This window comes from Haloferax sp. Atlit-109R (genome assembly GCF_003665865.1).
In the GTDB taxonomy this organism is placed as follows: domain Archaea; phylum Halobacteriota; class Halobacteria; order Halobacteriales; family Haloferacaceae; genus Haloferax; species Haloferax volcanii.
In genome coordinates this window covers 145317-161460 of the sequence record NZ_QPLO01000002.1, presented here as the reverse complement: position 1 = coordinate 161460, position 16144 = coordinate 145317, and the positions used below count along the sequence as shown (strand labels likewise).

At 68.5% G+C, this 16144-nt stretch carries 23 protein-coding genes; 9 read left to right on the top strand and 14 right to left on the bottom strand.

Translation table 11 applies throughout. From position 1 onward, the window contains the following. Positions 1–9 precede the first annotated feature (9 nt). Both DVK03_RS09450 and DVK03_RS09445 read left to right on the top strand, forming a co-directional pair. The gene (locus DVK03_RS09450; protein WP_115802807.1) at positions 10–450 is read left to right on the top strand and encodes a hypothetical protein; all 441 of its coding nucleotides are present in this window, start codon (positions 10–12) and stop codon (positions 448–450) included. Between the two features lie 98 nt (positions 451–548). Beyond that, entirely contained in the window at positions 549–1283 is a 735-nt protein-coding gene (locus DVK03_RS09445; RefSeq protein WP_008611747.1) for a GNAT family N-acetyltransferase, read from the top strand. A 113-nt stretch (positions 1284–1396) separates the two neighbouring features. On the opposite strand, the gene DVK03_RS09440 is transcribed toward DVK03_RS09445, so the two are convergent. Both DVK03_RS09440 and tmcA read right to left on the bottom strand, forming a co-directional pair. Continuing rightward, complete coding sequence (locus tag DVK03_RS09440) at positions 1397–1561, bottom strand: hypothetical protein (protein WP_172795821.1); 165 nt, start codon at positions 1559–1561, stop codon at positions 1397–1399. A 78-nt stretch (positions 1562–1639) separates the two neighbouring features. Next, positions 1640–3904 (bottom strand): tRNA(Met) cytidine acetyltransferase TmcA, encoded by a 2265-nt coding sequence (gene tmcA, locus DVK03_RS09435; RefSeq protein ID WP_115802805.1) that lies wholly within the window; start codon positions 3902–3904, stop codon positions 1640–1642. A gap of 372 nt (positions 3905–4276) precedes the next feature. On the opposite strand from tmcA, the gene rpl7ae reads away from it, so the two are divergent. From rpl7ae to DVK03_RS09410, 5 genes are all read left to right on the top strand, one after another. After that, positions 4277–4639, top strand: a complete 363-nt coding sequence (gene rpl7ae, locus DVK03_RS09430; protein WP_004042964.1) for a 50S ribosomal protein L7Ae — start codon at positions 4277–4279, stop codon at positions 4637–4639. Positions 4640–4645: 6 nt separating this feature from the next. Next, a complete protein-coding gene (locus DVK03_RS09425) occupies positions 4646–4870 on the top strand; it encodes a 30S ribosomal protein S28e (protein WP_004042966.1) in 225 nt (74 codons plus the stop codon). 2 nt (positions 4871–4872) lie between these two features. Continuing rightward, positions 4873–5073: a 50S ribosomal protein L24e gene (locus DVK03_RS09420; protein WP_004061377.1), complete on the top strand. Its 201-nt coding sequence runs from the start codon at positions 4873–4875 to the stop codon at positions 5071–5073. Then, positions 5074–5538 carry a nucleoside-diphosphate kinase gene (gene ndk, locus DVK03_RS09415; protein WP_004042970.1) on the top strand — a complete coding sequence of 155 codons (465 nt, stop codon included), beginning with the start codon at positions 5074–5076 and terminating at the stop codon, positions 5536–5538. 105 nt (positions 5539–5643) lie between these two features. Further along, complete coding sequence (locus DVK03_RS09410) at positions 5644–5868, top strand: hypothetical protein (protein WP_115802804.1); 225 nt, start codon at positions 5644–5646, stop codon at positions 5866–5868. 39 nt (positions 5869–5907) lie between these two features. Here the strand turns inward: DVK03_RS09410 and DVK03_RS09405 are convergent, their stop codons facing one another. Genes DVK03_RS09405 through DVK03_RS09370 form a run of 8 tightly spaced genes read right to left on the bottom strand, consistent with a single transcriptional unit; the run spans position 5908 to position 12041 of the window. After that, positions 5908–6981, bottom strand: coding sequence for a methionine synthase (locus DVK03_RS09405; protein WP_006601522.1), 1074 nt, complete (start codon positions 6979–6981; stop codon positions 5908–5910). Further along, a complete protein-coding gene (locus DVK03_RS09400) occupies positions 6978–7988 on the bottom strand; it encodes a vitamin-B12 independent methionine synthase (RefSeq protein WP_006601523.1) in 1011 nt (336 codons plus the stop codon). The genes DVK03_RS09405 and DVK03_RS09400 overlap by 4 nt, the downstream gene beginning before the upstream one ends. A gap of 59 nt (positions 7989–8047) precedes the next feature. Then, positions 8048–8644 (bottom strand): HemK2/MTQ2 family protein methyltransferase, encoded by a 597-nt coding sequence (locus DVK03_RS09395; protein WP_115802803.1) that lies wholly within the window; start codon positions 8642–8644, stop codon positions 8048–8050. After that, complete coding sequence (locus DVK03_RS09390) at positions 8641–9834, bottom strand: mechanosensitive ion channel family protein (RefSeq protein ID WP_004061366.1); 1194 nt, start codon at positions 9832–9834, stop codon at positions 8641–8643. The genes DVK03_RS09395 and DVK03_RS09390 overlap by 4 nt, the downstream gene beginning before the upstream one ends. Positions 9835–9837: 3 nt before the next feature. Then, complete coding sequence (locus DVK03_RS09385) at positions 9838–10701, bottom strand: 16S ribosomal RNA methyltransferase A (protein ID WP_004042983.1); 864 nt, start codon at positions 10699–10701, stop codon at positions 9838–9840. A gap of 42 nt (positions 10702–10743) precedes the next feature. After that, positions 10744–11337 (bottom strand): DUF655 domain-containing protein, encoded by a 594-nt coding sequence (locus tag DVK03_RS09380; protein WP_004061364.1) that lies wholly within the window; start codon positions 11335–11337, stop codon positions 10744–10746. 53 nt (positions 11338–11390) lie between these two features. Further along, entirely contained in the window at positions 11391–11747 is a 357-nt protein-coding gene (locus DVK03_RS09375) for an RNA polymerase Rpb4 family protein (RefSeq protein WP_004042989.1), read from the bottom strand. A 3-nt stretch (positions 11748–11750) separates the two neighbouring features. Next, entirely contained in the window at positions 11751–12041 is a 291-nt protein-coding gene (locus tag DVK03_RS09370) for a 50S ribosomal protein L21e (RefSeq protein WP_004042991.1), read from the bottom strand. 123 nt (positions 12042–12164) lie between these two features. Here DVK03_RS09370 and DVK03_RS09365 point away from each other — a divergent pair, with 123 nt between their 5' ends. Together DVK03_RS09365 and DVK03_RS09360 are read left to right on the top strand one after the other, a co-directional pair. Then, positions 12165–13325 carry a cystathionine gamma-synthase gene (locus DVK03_RS09365; protein WP_115802802.1) on the top strand — a complete coding sequence of 387 codons (1161 nt, stop codon included), beginning with the start codon at positions 12165–12167 and terminating at the stop codon, positions 13323–13325. Between the two features lie 130 nt (positions 13326–13455). Continuing rightward, positions 13456–13713 (top strand): hypothetical protein, encoded by a 258-nt coding sequence (locus DVK03_RS09360; RefSeq protein ID WP_004042994.1) that lies wholly within the window; start codon positions 13456–13458, stop codon positions 13711–13713. Between the two features lie 55 nt (positions 13714–13768). On the opposite strand, the gene DVK03_RS09355 is transcribed toward DVK03_RS09360, so the two are convergent. From DVK03_RS09355 to rpl12p, 4 genes are all read right to left on the bottom strand, one after another. Continuing rightward, positions 13769–14035, bottom strand: coding sequence for an elongation factor 1-beta (locus DVK03_RS09355; protein ID WP_004042995.1), 267 nt, complete (start codon positions 14033–14035; stop codon positions 13769–13771). Between the two features lie 2 nt (positions 14036–14037). After that, complete coding sequence (locus DVK03_RS09350) at positions 14038–14217, bottom strand: HVO_2753 family zinc finger protein (protein ID WP_004042997.1); 180 nt, start codon at positions 14215–14217, stop codon at positions 14038–14040. Between the two features lie 83 nt (positions 14218–14300). Then, positions 14301–15584 (bottom strand): tripartite tricarboxylate transporter permease, encoded by a 1284-nt coding sequence (locus DVK03_RS09345; RefSeq protein WP_115802801.1) that lies wholly within the window; start codon positions 15582–15584, stop codon positions 14301–14303. Between the two features lie 208 nt (positions 15585–15792). Next, positions 15793–16134, bottom strand: coding sequence for a 50S ribosomal protein P1 (gene rpl12p, locus DVK03_RS09340; RefSeq protein ID WP_004043001.1), 342 nt, complete (start codon positions 16132–16134; stop codon positions 15793–15795). Between the last annotated feature and the right edge of the window lie 10 nt (positions 16135–16144).

Genomic DNA, 16144 nt, shown 5'->3' with positions numbered 1-16144 from the left:
GGTGAGCCCATGAGTCGCGACGTGACCCAATCGGAGTCCCGCCCCGTCGCTGACGGCCGCGGGGCCGCGGAGCGCCACCCCGAAGACGTTCGGTTCGGGGAGCGCGCCAGAGCCCTCGCCGCCGAGGCCCGAGAGGCCCGGGAGTCGTTCGAGCCGCCGCCGTCGTCGGCCGCGGACCGGCGCGCGCTCGAATGTGCCCGCGACGGCGTCGGCCCGGCGGTGTCGCTCTACGTCAGCGCGCGGACGGGCGACCGGCAGGTCTCGTTTACCGGCGAGGAGTTCGAACTGCTCCACCGGGCGATGAACGACTGGCTGGCCATGTACGCCCGGTGCTACGGCGTCGACCTCGACGCGGACTTCACGGTCCGCGAGGCCGCCGAAGTCCTGCTCCGGACCCACGACGTGGTCGACACCGCCCAACTGCTGACCTGCGTCCCCGAGCGGCGCTGAGGGGGCCCACAGCTCCCCCACCCTACCCGTTGGCGGGGCCGACTGTCGTCGGGTCCGGCACGAACAACAATTATAAATCATGGGTGTGATTGTGTACCATGGAAGTAACTGACAGTCTCAACTTCGGACACAAAGACCGCAAAGACATCTACGAGTACATCGAGCGTCACGGGACCGTCCGCGAGGACGAGGTACGGCGGGCGCTCAACTTCGAGCCGGCGGCGCTGGGGGCGCACCTGACCGTCCTGCGACGCGACGGCTACATCCGAAAGGTGGGCAACCACGTCGAGGTGGCCTACGCGCCCGGCGAGGCGGAGACGGTCGAACTCGGTGACCTCGACGTGACGATTCGGATGGCCCAGAACGTCGACTTAGAGAGCCTCGTCAACGCCATTCACGAGGTCGCGGACGAGGGCCGGTACATCGAGGCCGAGACGGTCGCGGACCTGCTCGACCACGAGGAAGTCGTCCTCCGACACAACGAGGTCAGTTCCCGGATGGTGTTCGTCGCCACGGTCGGCGACGAACTCGCCGGCTGGGTCCACCTCGACCTGCCCGAGGCGGAGAAACTGAGCCACACCGCCGTCCTGACCGTCGGTACGCGACCGGAGTTCCGCGGCCACGGCATCGGGAGCAAACTCCTCGACCGCGGCGTCGACTGGGCGCGCGAGCGCGGCTTCGAGAAGCTCTACAACAGCGTCCCGGCGACCAACGAGGAGGCAATCGCGTTCCTCGAAGGCCACGGCTGGGAGACCGAAGCCGTCCGCGACGGCCACTACAAGATAGACGGCGACTACGTCGACGAAGTGATGATGGCCGTCTCGCTCCGGTGAGCGCAGATTCGCTCCGTCTCCGACCCTGATTTTCTGCGCGTCGTCGCGCTCGCCAGCGACGCGTCGGCTTCGCGGGTCCCGCCCACGACCGGTCGCGCGACCACCCGACCGGCTTACGACCAGTCGTCTTCGGCCCCGTCGAGGGGTTCAGCGACGACGCCGTCCTGCTGAACGAGCGCTCTCGCGTGAGCCGTACAGACGTTCCTGTCGGCGTCCCACGGCACGTAGAGCCTGACCGCCGCGACGTTCTCGCAGTCGGGTTCGCTGCACTCGGCCATACGGAGAGCGTCGGCTCCGACGACCATCGGTGTGTCGGCGGGCGAGCGACTGAGACGCGGCCGCTCCCCGGGCGGGTCTCACCGGAATCGCTCGCGTTCCTCGCGTGCCGCGTCGGTGCCGTACTCGTCCACGAGCGGTTCGTAGGCGTCGCCGAGCGCGCGCATCGCGCCCGCGGTCGAGTGGAAGTCGAGTTCGTCCGCGACGGCGTCCCACGGATGCGTCTGGAGGACCTTGCGGACCACCAGTCGCTCCTCTCGGGGGGTGAGCGACGCGCGTTCGGGGTTCGTGAGGTGCGCGAGTCCGAGACGGCGGAACGCGCCGGGCGCGGTCGTGTAGAGCCCCGGGCCGTAGGACGCGCCCACGACGACGCGCCACTCGTACTCGGAGAGGTCGGGCGAGAGGGAGCTATCGACGGCGGCGAGGGCGGCCCGCGCCACGTCGGCGTCGAGGTCCGAGAGGGCGTCTCCGAGCACGTCGCCGACGCGGCCGAGGAACCAGTTCGCGTGGCGGTCGCGGAGGTCGCGACCGGCGGACGACAGCGGGCGCATCATGAGCGCCGAGTACTCGCCGCTGGTGTCGTTTCTGGTGGTCGAGAGGTGGACCGTGCCGTAGCCGTTGTCGCGCCAAAACGAGAGGAGCTCGGGGGTCGCGCCGAAGCCGACGCCGAGGTAGTCCGCGTCGTCCGCGAACTCGTCGCGTAGCTCCGTGAGGAGCCGCGAGCCGAGGCCGGACGACCGGACCGCGTGGTGGGTGGCGATGCGCATCACGCGGTAGCCGACGGGGACGCCCGCGCCCTCGTCGCGGAGTTGGCTCGTGAACACGTCGGGGAGCATGTTCCCGCGGATGCGGCCGCCGTCGTACATCTGCCGGCGGGTGTCGGCGTCGAGGCCGCCCTCGCGGGCGAGGAGCGCGACCGAGACGACCCGGCCCTCGTGGGTGAGCGCCCGGAGCGTCAGGTTCGGGGCGTCGAGGAGGCGGGCGAGGTCGTCCGGTTCGGTCCGGTAGTGGGCGAGGACGAGCAGGCCGAACGCCTCGCGGAGCAGGTGTTCGTCAGCCAGTAGGTCGTCGGGCGAAAGCGCCCGGTAGGAGACGGTCTCAGGCGTCGCGTCCGCGACGAGTTGGTCGACCGGCGGGCGGGCGTCGAGGAGGAGCGCGCGGAACGTCCACGACTCGACGGGGTCGCCGGCGGCGTAGCGAATCGGGTCGTCGAGGCGCGCGTCGGTCACCTCGCGGTCCGCGTCGTCGAGACGGTCGCGGAAGCGGACGGCGAAGCCGCGGCCCGCGCCCTCGTAGCCGCGGACGGTCGTACAGAAGGCGACCGCGGGCGCGGCGAGGAACGATTCGAGGAGCCCGACGGGGAGGGCCGCGGCCTCGTCCACGACGAGCGCGTCGGCGTCGGCCGCCGCGTCGCCGGCCTCTGTCGGCGGGACGTAACGGACCCGCCCGCCGCGGTCGGCCGCGATGTCGAAGTCGTCCGCGCCGCCGCCGCGGAGCGCGCCGAGTTCGGAAAGAAGTCGCTCGGCGCGGGCGAACACCTCGGCGGCGTTCCGCTCGCCGGGCGCGGTCACGACCACGTCTTTGCCCTCGGCGGCGAGGCTCCCCGCGGCGAGGCCCGCCGCGCTCGACTTCCCGCGGCCGCGGTCGGCCTCAACGACGACGGCGGTCCCCGGTTCCGTCAGGGCTTCGAGCGCGGCGAGCGCCTCGGACTGGTCGGCGGTGAGGCAGTCCTCGTAGGCGCGCCGCGGGAATCGGCGGTCTTTCTCCGTCGGCACCCGCGGCGGGGCGGCGTCGAAGCTGATTCCCTGTCGGTACGCGCCGTCGCGTTCGACGGTCCCCGAATCGAGGTCGACGAGCGCGACGCCGGGGTGGTCCCGGAGCGTCGAGACGAGTCGGCCGCGGAAGCGACCGGTCACGTCCGCGACGGAAAAGGGCGGGACGGCCAGTCGCTCGTCGAACGAGTCGCGGCGAGTCGGCCAGTCGTCGAGCGAGGGGGTGAGCAAAACGAGCAGGCCGCCGCCGTCGACCGCGCCGGCGACGCGGCCGAGCGCGTTCGCCGAGAACTCCTCGTGGGCGTCGAGGACGACGAGCGTCCGGGTCGTCCCGAGGAGCGACGAGGCGCGCTTCGGCTCAACGCGGTGGAAGCGAAACCCCTCGCGGGCGGTGGCGAACGTCACCTCGTCGTCGGGCACGTCGGCCCCGCGGACCGCGTCGAAGGCGGCGTCGATGCCGGCGTCGCGGTCGCCGGCGAGGACGAGGAGGCGTCGCTGGTTCGTCGCCAGCGCCTCCTCGCGGCGGGCGGCGGCGAGCGCCTCGACATCGGGGTCGTCGCCGAGTTCGGTCATGGGATGGATACGTCGGCGCGGCTATTCACCTCCTTCGGTCGGCTGCGAGCGACCTCGTCCGTCGGTCGGTGAAGCGGCGGTTCCAGTCGGGCGTCACGCCCAGCACATGATGGGTCGAGTGACCAACCGACACGGATATTTCGACAGTCCCGTCGACGAGAAATCGGGCGATTCGCGGGTCGTGCGGACGCGTCGCACGGCGCTACGATTTTGAAAGCGCTTTTATGGGGGCCGGAGCAAAGGATGGTTACAGCCTGTCCGGGGTTGATGAACCTCCTCGCCGTAGGGATATCGTTGACCGGTCGCGACCGACCGACCGGTGTGATACCGGCGAGGGAGTCGAGCCCGCGAGCAGGATATAGGTGAACAACAATGGCTGTCTACGTAGACTTCGACGTACCGGCCGACCTCGCTGACAGCGCCGTCGAGGCGCTCGAGGTCGCCCGAGATACTGGTATCGTGAAGAAAGGAACCAACGAAACGACCAAGTCCATCGAGCGGGGCAACGCCCAGCTCGTCCTCATCGCGGAAGACGTTTCCCCCGAGGAAATCGTCATGCACCTGCCCGAACTCGCCGACGAGAAGGGCATTCCGTTCATCTTCGTCGAGACGCAGGACGACATCGGCCACGCCGCCGGCCTCGAAGTCGGCAGTGCCGCGGCCGCCATCGTCGACGCCGGCGACGCGTCCGACGATGTCGAGGACATCGCGACTAAGGTCGAGGACCTTCGATAACCGACCATGAGCGCGGACGAACAAGCCAGCGACTCGACGCCTGCCGAAGTCATCGAAGTCGTTGGAAAGACTGGGATGCACGGCGAGGCCATGCAGGTCAAGTGCCGCATCCGCGAAGGCTCCAACCAGGGCCGTATCATCACGCGAAACGTGCTGGGTCCCGTCCGCGAGGGCGACATCCTCCAGCTCCGCGAGACTCAGCGTGACGCCGACTCCATCGGAGGGCAGTAACAATGGTCGAAAAGCGCACGTGCGACTACAGCGGTGAGGAAATCGAGCCCGGCACGGGCACGATGTACGTCAAGACCGACGGCACCATCCTCCACTTCAAGGACTCGAAGGCCGAGAAGAACTACTTCCTCGGCCGCGAGGCCCGCGACCTCGAGTGGACGGAGGCCGGCCGCCGCGCGAGCGGCAAGGCGGAGGACAACTAGATGTCCGACGCAGAGCGCACCTTCGTGATGGTCAAGCCCGACGGCGTCCAGCGCGGCCTCATCGGAGACATCGTCTCCCGCTTCGAGGACCGCGGTCTCAAGATGGTCGCCGGCAAGTTCATGCAAATCGACGAGGAACTCGCCCACGACCACTACGGCGAGCACGAGGGCAAGCCCTTCTTCGAGGGTCTCGTCGACTTCATCACGTCCGGTCCCGTCTTCGCGATGGTCTGGGAAGGACAGGACGCGACGCGACAGGTCCGCCGCATGATGGGCGAGACGGACCCCGCAGAGTCCGCCCCCGGCACCATCCGCGGCGACTACGGTCTCGACCTCGGCCGGAACGTCATCCACGGCTCCGACCACGAGGACGAGGGCGCGAACGAGCGCGAAATCGCGCTCTTCTTCGACGAGGACGAACTCGTCGACTACGAGCGCGTCGACGAGACCTGGCTCTACGAGTAAGTCTCGTCTCGCGGTTCTCACGCTTTCTTCCGAGAGGAGCGACGGCCACGTCTCCCCTCTCGTCCGCGCTCCAGCCGTCGGACATCGCGTCGTCTGCGACGGGGTGTGCGGAATACTACCACCAGCCACGCGAGGCCGGACGAGGCCGACCCTCACCGCGGCCTGACCGTCCACCGCGCGGCGAACAACGGTTTTCTCGCCTCCCGGCGAACCGCGTGTCACACGGTCGAGATGGAACCCGTGGCCCTCGCGCTCGCGGCGGTGTTCGCCGTCCGCTGGGGCGCGACCGAACGCGGTGAAGGCCCGCGGCTCTGGGGTCGCGGGTCGTGACGGACGAAAAAGAACGAACGCGAACGCGGCGGCGGTCGCTCAGTCGGCCTGCGGGACGGGCGCGTCGAGGTCGATTTCGCCGGCGTCGAGTTCGGCTTCGACCTCGCGGGCGGCCTTGACCATGTTCTCCATCTTCTGGTAGGCGACCTCGCGGGGGAGGAGCTTCACGCCGCAGTCGGGCGAGACGGTGAGCTTCTCCGGCGGGACGACTTTCAGGCCCTGCTTGATGTTCTCTTTTATCTCCTCGACGCTCTCGACTTCGGCGGTGTGGACGTCCACGACGCCGAGCGCGAGGTCCGGCTCGAACTCGGGGTCGGTGAACACGTCAATCTGCTCGTAGCCGCCGTTGCAGAGCTCCACGTCGAACTCGTCGATGGGATAGTCGTTGAGTTCGGGGTAGATGCGCGAGTAGTCGCCGTAACAGACGTGGAGGCCGATGCGGACCTCGTCGGGGACGCCCGCGACGATGCGTTCGAGACACTCGCCGACGATGGCGTGGTCGTCCGGCGTCGTCGCCAGCGCGGGCTCGTCGATTTGGATGTAGGTCGCGCCCGCCTCGACGAGCTGTTCGATCTCCTCGTTGACGAGGTCGGCCAGCGCGTACGCGAGGTCCGCCTCGGAGTCGTAGTGCTCGTTGAACGACCAGCTCGCCAGCGTGTACGGGCCCGTGATGGGCACCTTGACGGGCTTGGCGGCCACGTCGCTCGTGAACTCGAACTCGTCGACCAGCCACGGCTCGTCGTACTCGACCTCGCCGACGACGGAGGGCTTGTCGAAGTAGTTGTGGCCCCACACCTTCACCGGGCCGTTGAACTCGTAGCCGGGGATGCGGTGGGCGAAGTACTCGACCATCTCCTCGCGGCGCATCTCGCCGTCGACGACGGTGTCGAGGCCGGAGCGCTCGTGTTCGCGGGTGATGACGCGACAGGCGTCGTCGTGAGCCTCGTGGAGGTGCTCTTGGGTGAACTTGGAGTCGGGGTCCTCCGCGAGGTCGTTGGCGCGGTTGAGCCACTTGGGCTTGGGGTAGGAGCCGACGACGGTGGTGAGCAGGAAGTGCTCGGTGTCGTGGGCTTCGGGGCGGAACTGCTCGCGGTTCTCGGCGTCGCGGCTCATGCTTCCACCTCCAGTTCGTCCTCGGTGGCGGCCGCGAGGGCGGCGAGTTTCTCCGTCGCGCGGTTCTCCGGCAGGTAGAACAGTTCGGTGTTGGAGGTCACGTAGGCGGTGTCGAACGTCTGGCTCTGGACGTTGTCGAGGGTCCACTCGACGCGCTCGCGGACCGTCTCGGGGTCTTCGACCAGCGTGTTCTGGCCGTCGACGAGGCCCAGGGCGATGTCGTCTTTCGTGCCGTACTCGTTGACGTTGTAGAGCGTCTGGTCGCGGTCGCCGGCGACGAAGTCGAAGCCGATGGCGTCCACGTCGGCGTCCATGAGGTGCGCGTAGACCTTCTCGTCGAGCGCACCCCAGTAGGTGTGGACGACCACGTCGGCGTCGGTCGCGTCGGAGACGGCCGAGATGGCCTCGGGAACGCGCTCGTCGACGTCCTCGCCCGGCGGCGAGAACACGAGCGAGGGTTCGAGGAGGAACAGCGTCTCGTGGTCGGGGAAGGCGTCGACCTCGCCCGCGAGGAACTCGCTCACGGCGTCGAGGAACTCCGCCTCGTCGCCGTAGTGCTCGTCGGTCGCGAGGTCCGAAAGCGAGTACGGGCCGGGGAGGACCGCCTGCAGCGACTCGTCGCCGCCGAGGAGGTCGGCGGTGGCGTCGAGTTCGGCCGCGACGTCGCCGGAGAAGGTGAGTTCGCCGCTGACCTGCGGGTCGCGGTAGAAGTTGTTGTTGTCGTAGTAGCGGACGATGCCGCCGGTCTCGACGTTCTCGTGGACCGTCAGCGGGTGCGCGAGCATGTCGTCCCAGCGGAGTTGCCCCTCGACGACGCGGTCGAGGCCGGCGTCGGTCTGTTCGGAGACGACCTCCTCGCGGGCGCGGTCGTACGCGCCCACGATGTCGCCGCCCTCGTTACCGGAGATGAGGTCGTGTTTCTGGTGGCCCTTGAGGTCCGAAAGCTCCTGTTTCGCCCAATCCGGGAGGGGATACAGTCCCGGTGTCGTCGAGACGAGTTCAGTCATCACCTCTCGCTAAGAAATGACGGTGTATAATATTTCCTGTATCAATATATGCGCATTAGTTATTCCAACGCGAGCACCGTGAGCGTCTCGTAGGGGTACGACTCCTGAACGACGACCTCGTGGCCGAAGCCGTTCGCCTCGGCGCGCGCGAGCACCTCGTCGTAGCCGGTGAAGCTACTCACGAGGAGGAACACGGTGCCGCCGGGTTTGAGCACGCGCTCGACGGTGTCGAGGAAGGGGTCGATGATTTCGCGGCCGTCCTCGCCGCCGGTGAGCGCGACCTCCATCCAGTCGTCGCGCGCGGCTTCGAGGTCCTCAGGGAGGTACGGCGGGTTGAACGCCACCGCGTCGAAGGCGTCGTCGCGGAACGGTTCGGCGAGGCTCCCGCGGACGACCTCGAACCCGCGGTGGCCCTCCTCGCGGAGGGCGGCGGCGCGCTCGGCCGCCTGCCGGCAAGCGTGGGGGTTGAGGTCGCTCGCGACCACGTCGGCGTCGGTTTTCGTCGCGAGTTGTTCTGCGACCCAGCCCGAGCCAGTCCCGACTTCGAGGACGCGCCCCGAGACGCGTCCGACCGCGGCCTGCGCGAGCAGGCCCGAGTCCTCCGCCGGCTGGTAGACCGAGGTGTTCATCCCGCGGCGCTCGGCGAGGTCGGTCATTCGTCGCCTCCCTCGACGCCGCCGTCGGCCTCGGGGCTCGCCTCGGGTCGCTGATCCGTGAGCGAAATCGGACCCGAAGGGTCGCGCTCGGACAGCGCGCGCTGCGGGAACGGGATCGCGATTCCCTCCTCGTCGAACGCCTCGCTGACGGCCGAGATGGTCGCGGTGCGCGCGCGCCACCACCGCCGAGCGCTCGGGCGGTCTATCCACGGGCGCACCCCGAGGACGACCGCCGAGTCCCCGAACCGCTTTGCGACGACCTGCGGCTTCGGTACCGACAGCACCTCGTCGAGGTCTTCGACGGCCGCCTGCGCCACCTCTGCGGCGCGGTCGATGTCGGCGTCGTAGTCGACGCCGACCTCGATGTCGAGGCGGAGCCGCCCCTTTCGGCTCCGGTTGACGAGGCTCTCCGAACTCACCACGTCGTTCGGAATCATCACGAACTCGCCGTCGAACGTCTGGATACGCGTGTTCACGACCGTGATTTCGGTGACGATTCCCTCGTGGTCGCCGACTTCGACCCAGTCACCGATTTCGAACGGTCGGGAGAACATGATGACGAAGCCCGCGATGAGCGACCCGAGGGTCTGTCTCGCGGCCATCCCGACCACGATTCCGAGGAAGCCAGCGCCGACGAGGAAGCCGCCGAGGTCGGCCCGCCAGATACCGAGGATGACCGCGAGCGTGGTGAGGTAGGTCGTCACCTGCGCGATGCGGTAGATGATTTCGCGCTGGTGGTCCGAAATCTCCGGGCGCGTGCTCGCGATTTCACCGATGAACCGGCCGAGGACGCTCGTGAGGACGTACGCGCCGACGACGAACGCCGCCGACAGCGCGATGCGGACGAACGTCTCTCTGCCGAGGTCGTACTGCGCCGAAATCGTGCCGATGTCGCCCGACAGCGACCAGAGCGCGAAGACGAACCCCCCGCCGCCGGCGACGACGACGAGTCGAAGCACGGTCACCGAGAGATGCCACACCGGCATCGAGACGGCCTCGAGTTCCTTGTCGTGGAGCCGAGCGCCGAGCCGCCAGACGGCGACGACCGCGACGGTCACGAGGACGCTCGCGGCGACGCGGAGTTCGAACGTCGGGAACAGCGACGCGATGTCGAGAACCGTACCGCTCTGGAGGGGGGTTGCCGTCGAGGCGAGGCGGAAGAGCACCGCGGCGAGTGCGGGGAGCGTCATGGATTAGCGGCCGACCGACGCGGCGAGTTGCGCGAGTTCGGCGAACTCGGCGGGTGCCATGTTGCCGGCGCGTTTTCGGAGCACGTCCTCGTCGGCGGCCTCGACGACCGCTTCGGGGTCCGACAGTCCGGAGATGTGCGCCGTGTTGCGGATGCCGTTTCTGATGGTCTTTCGCCGCTGGGTAAACAGCGCCTTCACGAAGTCGAGGAAGAACGCCTCGTCGTCGACCTCGTACTCCGGCTCGCGCGGCGTGATGCGGACGACGACGCTCTGGACCGCGGGCTTGGGGTCGAACGCCTCGCGGGGGACGTGCTCGCAGAGTTCGACTTCGCCGTAGTGTTGGGTGCTCACCGAGAGGCGGCCGTACTCCGAGGTGCCCGCCTCGGCGGCCATCCGCTCGCCGAACTCCTTTTGGAACATCAGCACGAGCGGCTTGCCTCGGGGGAGCAGGCGGAACGAAATCTCCGAGGAGATGCCGTACGGGAGGTTCGAGACGCACGCGGTGAACTCGGGGAGGTCGACGTCGAGCGCGTCGCCCTCGACGACGGTGAGCCGGTCCGATTCGACCTCGTCAGCGAACTCGCGGCGCAGGTGCGCGGCGAACGTCCGGTCCTGTTCGACGACGGTCACGCGGTCGGCCACGCCGAGCAGTCGGTCCGTGAGGACGCCCGGCCCGCCGCCGATTTCGAGGACGTGCGAGCGGTCCGCCTCCTCGGGGAGATACGTCGGGATGCGGTCGACGACGCGGTCGTCGACGAGGAAGTGCTGGTCGTGGTCCGGGTTCCCGCGAGCGCCCGCCCGCCGGATGAGGGCGTCCGGGTCGCGCGCGGCGACCTCGCGGACCTGTTCGCTGCCGTCGCTCGTCATTGGGAGAGGTATCGTGCGGGAGCGGGTAAAAGTCCCGTTCCGCTACTGTCCGTCGCGTCCGACGAACGTCTTGTACTTCACGTCGTTGTCGCGGAGTTCGTCGAGGATGCGCTCGACGATGACCTCCTTCGGGCGGTGGAGCCCCGAGACGCGTGCTTCGAGGTCCTCGAACGACTCGAACGGTCCCTGTCGCTTCCGCGATTCGAGAATCTTGTCGCGGAGCTTCTTACCGATGCCGGGCAGCAAGTTGAGCTGGTGGAGCCGCAGCGTGATGGGCTGTGCGTCGTTGTAGAAGTCGACGAACCGCCGTTCGTCGGCCTCGACGATGTCCTCGACGACGTAGTCGACTTCGGCCGTCGCCGTGTTCGAGAGGTCGCCGTACGAGAGTTCTTCGACGGACTGAATCAGCTCGCGGTCGGCGACCGGGGAGACGACCAGTCGGTCGCCGATGCTCACGTCGGCGTCTTCGACGAGGGTCAGCTCGAGGAGACGGAAGTCGGACTCTCCGAGCGCGTACGCGATGGGTGCCGCGTCGAAGCGCCGTCGGTCGTCTCCCTGACGCCCGTGGCGGAGTACGTCGAGTACGACGACGTACTCGGTCGTGGCGTCGGCGTCACCGCTCTCCGTACGTGTCATACCAGTAGTTACGGCGAGCCGATATTTAAATAGTTGGCCGCGCTGTCACGCGGTCAGACGTACTTCGCGACGACGTTGAGGATTTCGTCGAGTTCGTCGCCCGAGAGCGCGTAGCGCTGCTGGGCGAACACCGCGCGGAGTTCGTCGCGCGACTGCGGGAGGAGGTCCGCGATTTTGATGGCGGTCGGACCGTCGACCTTCTCGAGCTCGGCGAGCTCCTCGACGAGTTCGCGAGATTCCTCGGGGTCGAGGTGGGCGAACCGGTTGACGTGTTCTATCGCACGGGCCAGTTCGTAGCGCATCTCGCGCTCTTCGTCGGCGGCGCGTTCCGCCTCAACCTCGGCGAGCAGTTCCTTGACCTCGGAGGTCGTCAGATACTCCTCGTCGAGCTTTTCTTTGAAGATGGTCATCGCTTACTGCTGGGCGCGCAGGTGAGCGGGACGGACGATGACCGTCTTCTCTTTGCCGCCGTCGTTGATCTGGACCTTGAACGCGCGGCCCTGCTTCCCGGTGACTTCACCGGTGAGACCGTTGAAGCGCGGGTGGAAGCGACCCTCGCGAACGCTCGGGTCGAGGTTGAGGTGGACCTTCTGGCCCTCCTCGAATTCCGCGATGGCGCGCTGCGGCGGCGAAGTGCCGCGCTCGCGCGGCTTGTTCGAGAGCTTTCCTCGCGTCCCCTTCATCGGACCGTTGGAGCTCGGCATAGTCGTGAGAACGAATACTTGCGTCGCCATTATAAATTGCACGTTACGAACCGCGCGTGTGTGTCTCCCGCGTGGTCGCGCGGGAGGGACGGACTTAACCCGAGTCGGCGCGGCGCTTCTCGTATGTCCGAAGACGAGCGGCGCATCGAGACGCGCGCCATCCACGCGGGACAGGAGCCCGACGAGGAGACGGGGGCGCTCATGACGCCCATCTACGCGAACTCGACGTACGCCCAAGACGGGCCGGGCGACCACCGCAGCTACGAGTACTCCCGCACCGGGAACCCGACGCGAACCGACCTGGAATCGAACCTCGCGGCGCTCGAACACGGCTCGTACGGCCGCGCCTTCGCCTCGGGGATGGGCTCGATAAACACCGTGCTCAACCTCCTCGAAGCGGGCGACCACGTCGTCGCCGGCAACGACGTCTACGGCGGCACCCACCGCATCTTCACGCAGGTGTACGAGAAGTACGACCTCGAATTCGACTTCGTCGACACCACCGACCACGACGCCGTCCGCGACGCCGTCAGCGAGGAGACCGAACTCGTGTGGGTCGAGACGCCGACGAATCCCCTCATGCGCGTCAACGACATCGGCGCGCTCGCCGACATCGCCCACGAGGTCGACGCGCTCTGCGCCGTCGACAACACCTTCGCCACGCCGTACCTCCAGCGCCCGCTCGACCACGGCGCGGACATCGTCTCGCACTCGCTGACGAAGTACCTCGGCGGCCACTCCGACGTCGTCGGCGGCGCGCTCGTCACCGACGACGAGGAACTCGACGAGGAACTCGGCTTCTACCAGAACTCCGTCGGCGCGACGCCCTCGCCGTTCGACTGCTTCCTCGTCCTCCGCGGGACGAAGACGCTCCCGGTTCGGATGGACCGCCACTGCGACAACGCCCGCGACCTCGCCGCGTGGCTCGACGACCACGAGGCGGTCTCCGAGGTGTTCTACCCCGGACTGGACTCCCACCCGCAACACGATCTCGCGGCCGAGCAGATGGACGACTTCGGCGGGATGCTCTCGTTCGAACTCGACGGCTCGCTCGAACAGGCCTCGACCGTCGTCGAGGAGACCGAGGTGTTCACGCTCGCCGAGAGCCTCGGCGGCGTCGAGAGCCTCATCGAACAGCCCGCGGCGATGACCCACGCGGCCATCCCCCGCGAGGAGCGCCTCGAAGCGGGCCTCACCGACGGCCTCATCCGCGTCTCGGTCGGCATCGAGCACATCGACGACATGAAGGCCGACCTCCAGCGGGCGTTCGACGCGGCGTTCTGAGGCTCGGACCCCGCGACTCGTCCGCACGCGCCCGCCCTCGCGCACCCTCACGCACCAGTGGTCGACCAGTCGTTGCCGTAGATTGGGAACGCGAGTAAGGGTTATTGAATAGCACGATGAATAGTGAGGTATGTCCCAGGAGTCAGTCTCCCTGAGCGCGGAGTCCGCACAGCGACAGAGCTACGCCGAACCGACCGACAGCGTGACGGTCGATTCCGACGACCACGAGGGGTCGAGCCACAGCGCCGAGCAGTTCGGTATCGGGCTGTCTCTCGGGTTCCTCCTCGGCGGCGTCGCGGGCGTCATCGGCAACTCGCTACCCATCGGCGTGATGCTCGGGCTCACGTTCGGCGTCGTCCTCGGCGTCTACTTCATGGAGCGCCGCTGACGACGGGCGACGCGGTCGCTCCGGGACTTGCCTGCGAAAAAGGTCGGTCGTCCGTTCAGATACGGCCGACGTTCTCGACGGAGACGCTCTCGACGCCTTCGACTTCGATGAACGCTTCCTCGACGGCCTCGGTGCCGCCGGCGTCGTCGGGGACGATGACGGTCGGCAGGAGGGCGACGAGTCCGAACGCGACGTCGTCGCGTTCGAAGCCCTTGATTTTCGCACCCTCGGGCAGGGAGTCTTCGAGCGCGTCCTCGAGGCTGTCGAGGTCGAGTTCGGGGCTGTTCGGCATGACCTTGATTTTAGCAGCTACTTTTCCCATGATTATGGACCCATGAAGCCGCAGTCGGGACACTCGTAGAGGTTGCTCTGCTTGCGGCACTTGGAGCAACGCGAAATCTCCTGGCCGCAGTCGGGGCACTTGAACGTCGCCGCGCTCATGCCGGCGATGTTGATGCCACAGGACACACACTGGTGCGCGTGTCGCTGTTCGGACTCGCTCATACGCTCATAAACCGGCGCGCGACTTTTAACCGTTGTCTTTCCGGGTTCCTGCGGGGGAAATCCGTGGCCCGCGTGGACACGGCTCACCCGAGCGCCAACGGTCCCATGAGGACGCACATCAGGTGGACGCGCCGACAGCCGAACCGGACGGGGAGGTGCCCGACGACCGCGGCGACGACGAGGACGGCGACGCCGCCGCCCCCCGCGAACGCCCACGAGAGCGCGACGAGCAGGGCGCAGACGGCGGCGACGAGTCGGCGCTGGTCGAGCCGTCCGACGACCGCGAGCGCCCGGTCACCGACGACCGGCACCAACCCCGCCCCGCAGAGCCCCGAGACCACCGTCACCGGCACTGCGAGACCGAGTCCCGTCGAGAGTTCCGCTTCGGTGAGCGCGACGAGCGCGCCCGTTCTGGGCGTTCCCAAGCCGGCGAGCGCGAACAGCGCGAACACCGTCGTCGCCGTCGTGGCGGCGCTGGTCGCGGTGACGTAGGCCCGCGTCGACTCGTCGGGGTCGCGGCCGGGGAGAACGGCCAACGCGAGCGTGCCGGCGACCCCCGCGGAGACGCCGGGCAGATAGCCGACGAACGCCCCGCCGCCGGTCCCAGCGGCGACGCTCCGCGCGACCGACCCCGGCGACGTTGCGAGCGCGGCGTCACCCTGCGGCGGCACGCCGGAGCCCCGCCGCGCCGCCAAGAGGACCGGGACGCCGAACAGCCCGGCCAAAAGCGGGGCCAACACGCCGCCGACGGGGAGCGGCCCCCCGAACGGCCGGTCGAGGACTGCGAGTCCGAGTCCCGTCGAGGCGGCGATGGTCACGCAGGCCGCCAGCTTCGCCCGCCGGCTCGGTTCGGTCCAGACGAGCGCGGCGGCGACGCCGACCAGAACCAGCCACAGGTGGTCGCGGACGACGGGGTAGCCCTCGACCAGCACCTCCGTGAGCGGCACCGCGACCGGCACCGCCAGACAGAGCGCCGCACCGCTGCCGAGCGCCGACAGCCGAAGCGCCTCCCGCCCGCGCCCGCCGAGGACGAGTTCGTGCGCCGGCAACGCGCCCGGCGCGAGCGCGGCGTCGGGCACGCCGAGCGTCAACGCCGGCACCACGTCGAGGAACGTGTGGACGGTCGACGCGGCGAGGACGGCCGCCGCGACTGCGACCGGTGGACCGGGGAACTCCGAGGCGACTCCGGCGAGAAGTAGGGCAAAGGCGTTGGCGTGGAGACCGGGGACCAACCCCGAGCAGGTTCCGAGGCAGACGCCGGCGACCACGCCGAGGAGGGCCGCGGTCGTCGGGTCGGCCGCGGCGGACGACGCGAGCGTCGCCACTCGGCCGAGGTGGGTGACGGCCGCGCCGCCGATGAGGAGCATCGAGGCGGAGTGGCCGCGGCTTCGGGTATGAAGCTACGCGCCGCAGCGCGCCCTCGTCGCCACCGACGCCGACGGCGATGCTGGCGCTGCCGGCGCGGTCAGTATCCGAGTCGGGAGACGGACGGAGCCGCCGCTTGCGGGTTCCATCGAAAGAAATCGGAGTTTCGAAGCGAGCGTCGCCGCGGGTGCGGCGGGGTCTCGCGAGAGTTTAGCCGAAGAGCGCGCCGAGGCCCTCGCCGTCGGCTTCTTCGTCGTCGTCGCCATCGTCGTCGCCGCCTTCGTCAGCGGCCTCTTCTTCGGCGTCTTCCTCGTCGTCGTCGTCAGCGGCCTCGACCTCGCCACCGGCGGAACCGCCCGCAGCGGGCGCGGGGGCAGCGGCGGCCGTCTCGATGGCCTCTTCGATGTCGACGTCCTCGAGCGCGGCGACGAGCGCCTTGACACGGGATTCTTCGACATCGACACCGGCGGCCTCGAGGACCGCGGTGATGTTCTCTTCGTTGACCTCTTCGTCCGACTCGTTCAGGATGAGCGCAGCGTAGACGTATTCCATTGTTGTGTAC

Bases quoted from the DNA above. Each gene is read 5' to 3' on its own strand.
- DVK03_RS09450 (WP_115802807.1), top strand. From the start codon at position 10: ATGAGTCGCGACGTGACCCAATCGGAGTCCCGCCCCGTCGCTGACGGC.
- DVK03_RS09445 (WP_008611747.1), top strand. From the start codon at position 549: ATGGAAGTAACTGACAGTCTCAACTTCGGACACAAAGACCGCAAAGAC.
- DVK03_RS09440 (WP_172795821.1), bottom strand. From the start codon at position 1,561: ATGGCCGAGTGCAGCGAACCCGACTGCGAGAACGTCGCGGCGGTCAGG.
- tmcA (WP_115802805.1), bottom strand. From the start codon at position 3,904: ATGACCGAACTCGGCGACGACCCCGATGTCGAGGCGCTCGCCGCCGCC.
- rpl7ae (WP_004042964.1), top strand. From the start codon at position 4,277: ATGGCTGTCTACGTAGACTTCGACGTACCGGCCGACCTCGCTGACAGC.
- DVK03_RS09425 (WP_004042966.1), top strand. From the start codon at position 4,646: ATGAGCGCGGACGAACAAGCCAGCGACTCGACGCCTGCCGAAGTCATC.
- DVK03_RS09420 (WP_004061377.1), top strand. From the start codon at position 4,873: ATGGTCGAAAAGCGCACGTGCGACTACAGCGGTGAGGAAATCGAGCCC.
- ndk (WP_004042970.1), top strand. From the start codon at position 5,074: ATGTCCGACGCAGAGCGCACCTTCGTGATGGTCAAGCCCGACGGCGTC.
- DVK03_RS09405 (WP_006601522.1), bottom strand. From the start codon at position 6,981: ATGAGCCGCGACGCCGAGAACCGCGAGCAGTTCCGCCCCGAAGCCCAC.
- DVK03_RS09400 (WP_006601523.1), bottom strand. From the start codon at position 7,988: ATGACTGAACTCGTCTCGACGACACCGGGACTGTATCCCCTCCCGGAT.
- DVK03_RS09395 (WP_115802803.1), bottom strand. From the start codon at position 8,644: ATGACCGACCTCGCCGAGCGCCGCGGGATGAACACCTCGGTCTACCAG.
- DVK03_RS09390 (WP_004061366.1), bottom strand. From the start codon at position 9,834: ATGACGCTCCCCGCACTCGCCGCGGTGCTCTTCCGCCTCGCCTCGACG.
- DVK03_RS09385 (WP_004042983.1), bottom strand. From the start codon at position 10,701: ATGACGAGCGACGGCAGCGAACAGGTCCGCGAGGTCGCCGCGCGCGAC.
- DVK03_RS09380 (WP_004061364.1), bottom strand. From the start codon at position 11,337: ATGACACGTACGGAGAGCGGTGACGCCGACGCCACGACCGAGTACGTC.
- DVK03_RS09375 (WP_004042989.1), bottom strand. From the start codon at position 11,747: ATGACCATCTTCAAAGAAAAGCTCGACGAGGAGTATCTGACGACCTCC.
- DVK03_RS09370 (WP_004042991.1), bottom strand. From the start codon at position 12,041: ATGCCGAGCTCCAACGGTCCGATGAAGGGGACGCGAGGAAAGCTCTCG.
- DVK03_RS09365 (WP_115802802.1), top strand. From the start codon at position 12,165: ATGTCCGAAGACGAGCGGCGCATCGAGACGCGCGCCATCCACGCGGGA.
- DVK03_RS09360 (WP_004042994.1), top strand. From the start codon at position 13,456: ATGTCCCAGGAGTCAGTCTCCCTGAGCGCGGAGTCCGCACAGCGACAG.
- DVK03_RS09355 (WP_004042995.1), bottom strand. From the start codon at position 14,035: ATGGGAAAAGTAGCTGCTAAAATCAAGGTCATGCCGAACAGCCCCGAA.
- DVK03_RS09350 (WP_004042997.1), bottom strand. From the start codon at position 14,217: ATGAGCGAGTCCGAACAGCGACACGCGCACCAGTGTGTGTCCTGTGGC.
- DVK03_RS09345 (WP_115802801.1), bottom strand. From the start codon at position 15,584: ATGCTCCTCATCGGCGGCGCGGCCGTCACCCACCTCGGCCGAGTGGCG.
- rpl12p (WP_004043001.1), bottom strand. From the start codon at position 16,134: ATGGAATACGTCTACGCTGCGCTCATCCTGAACGAGTCGGACGAAGAG.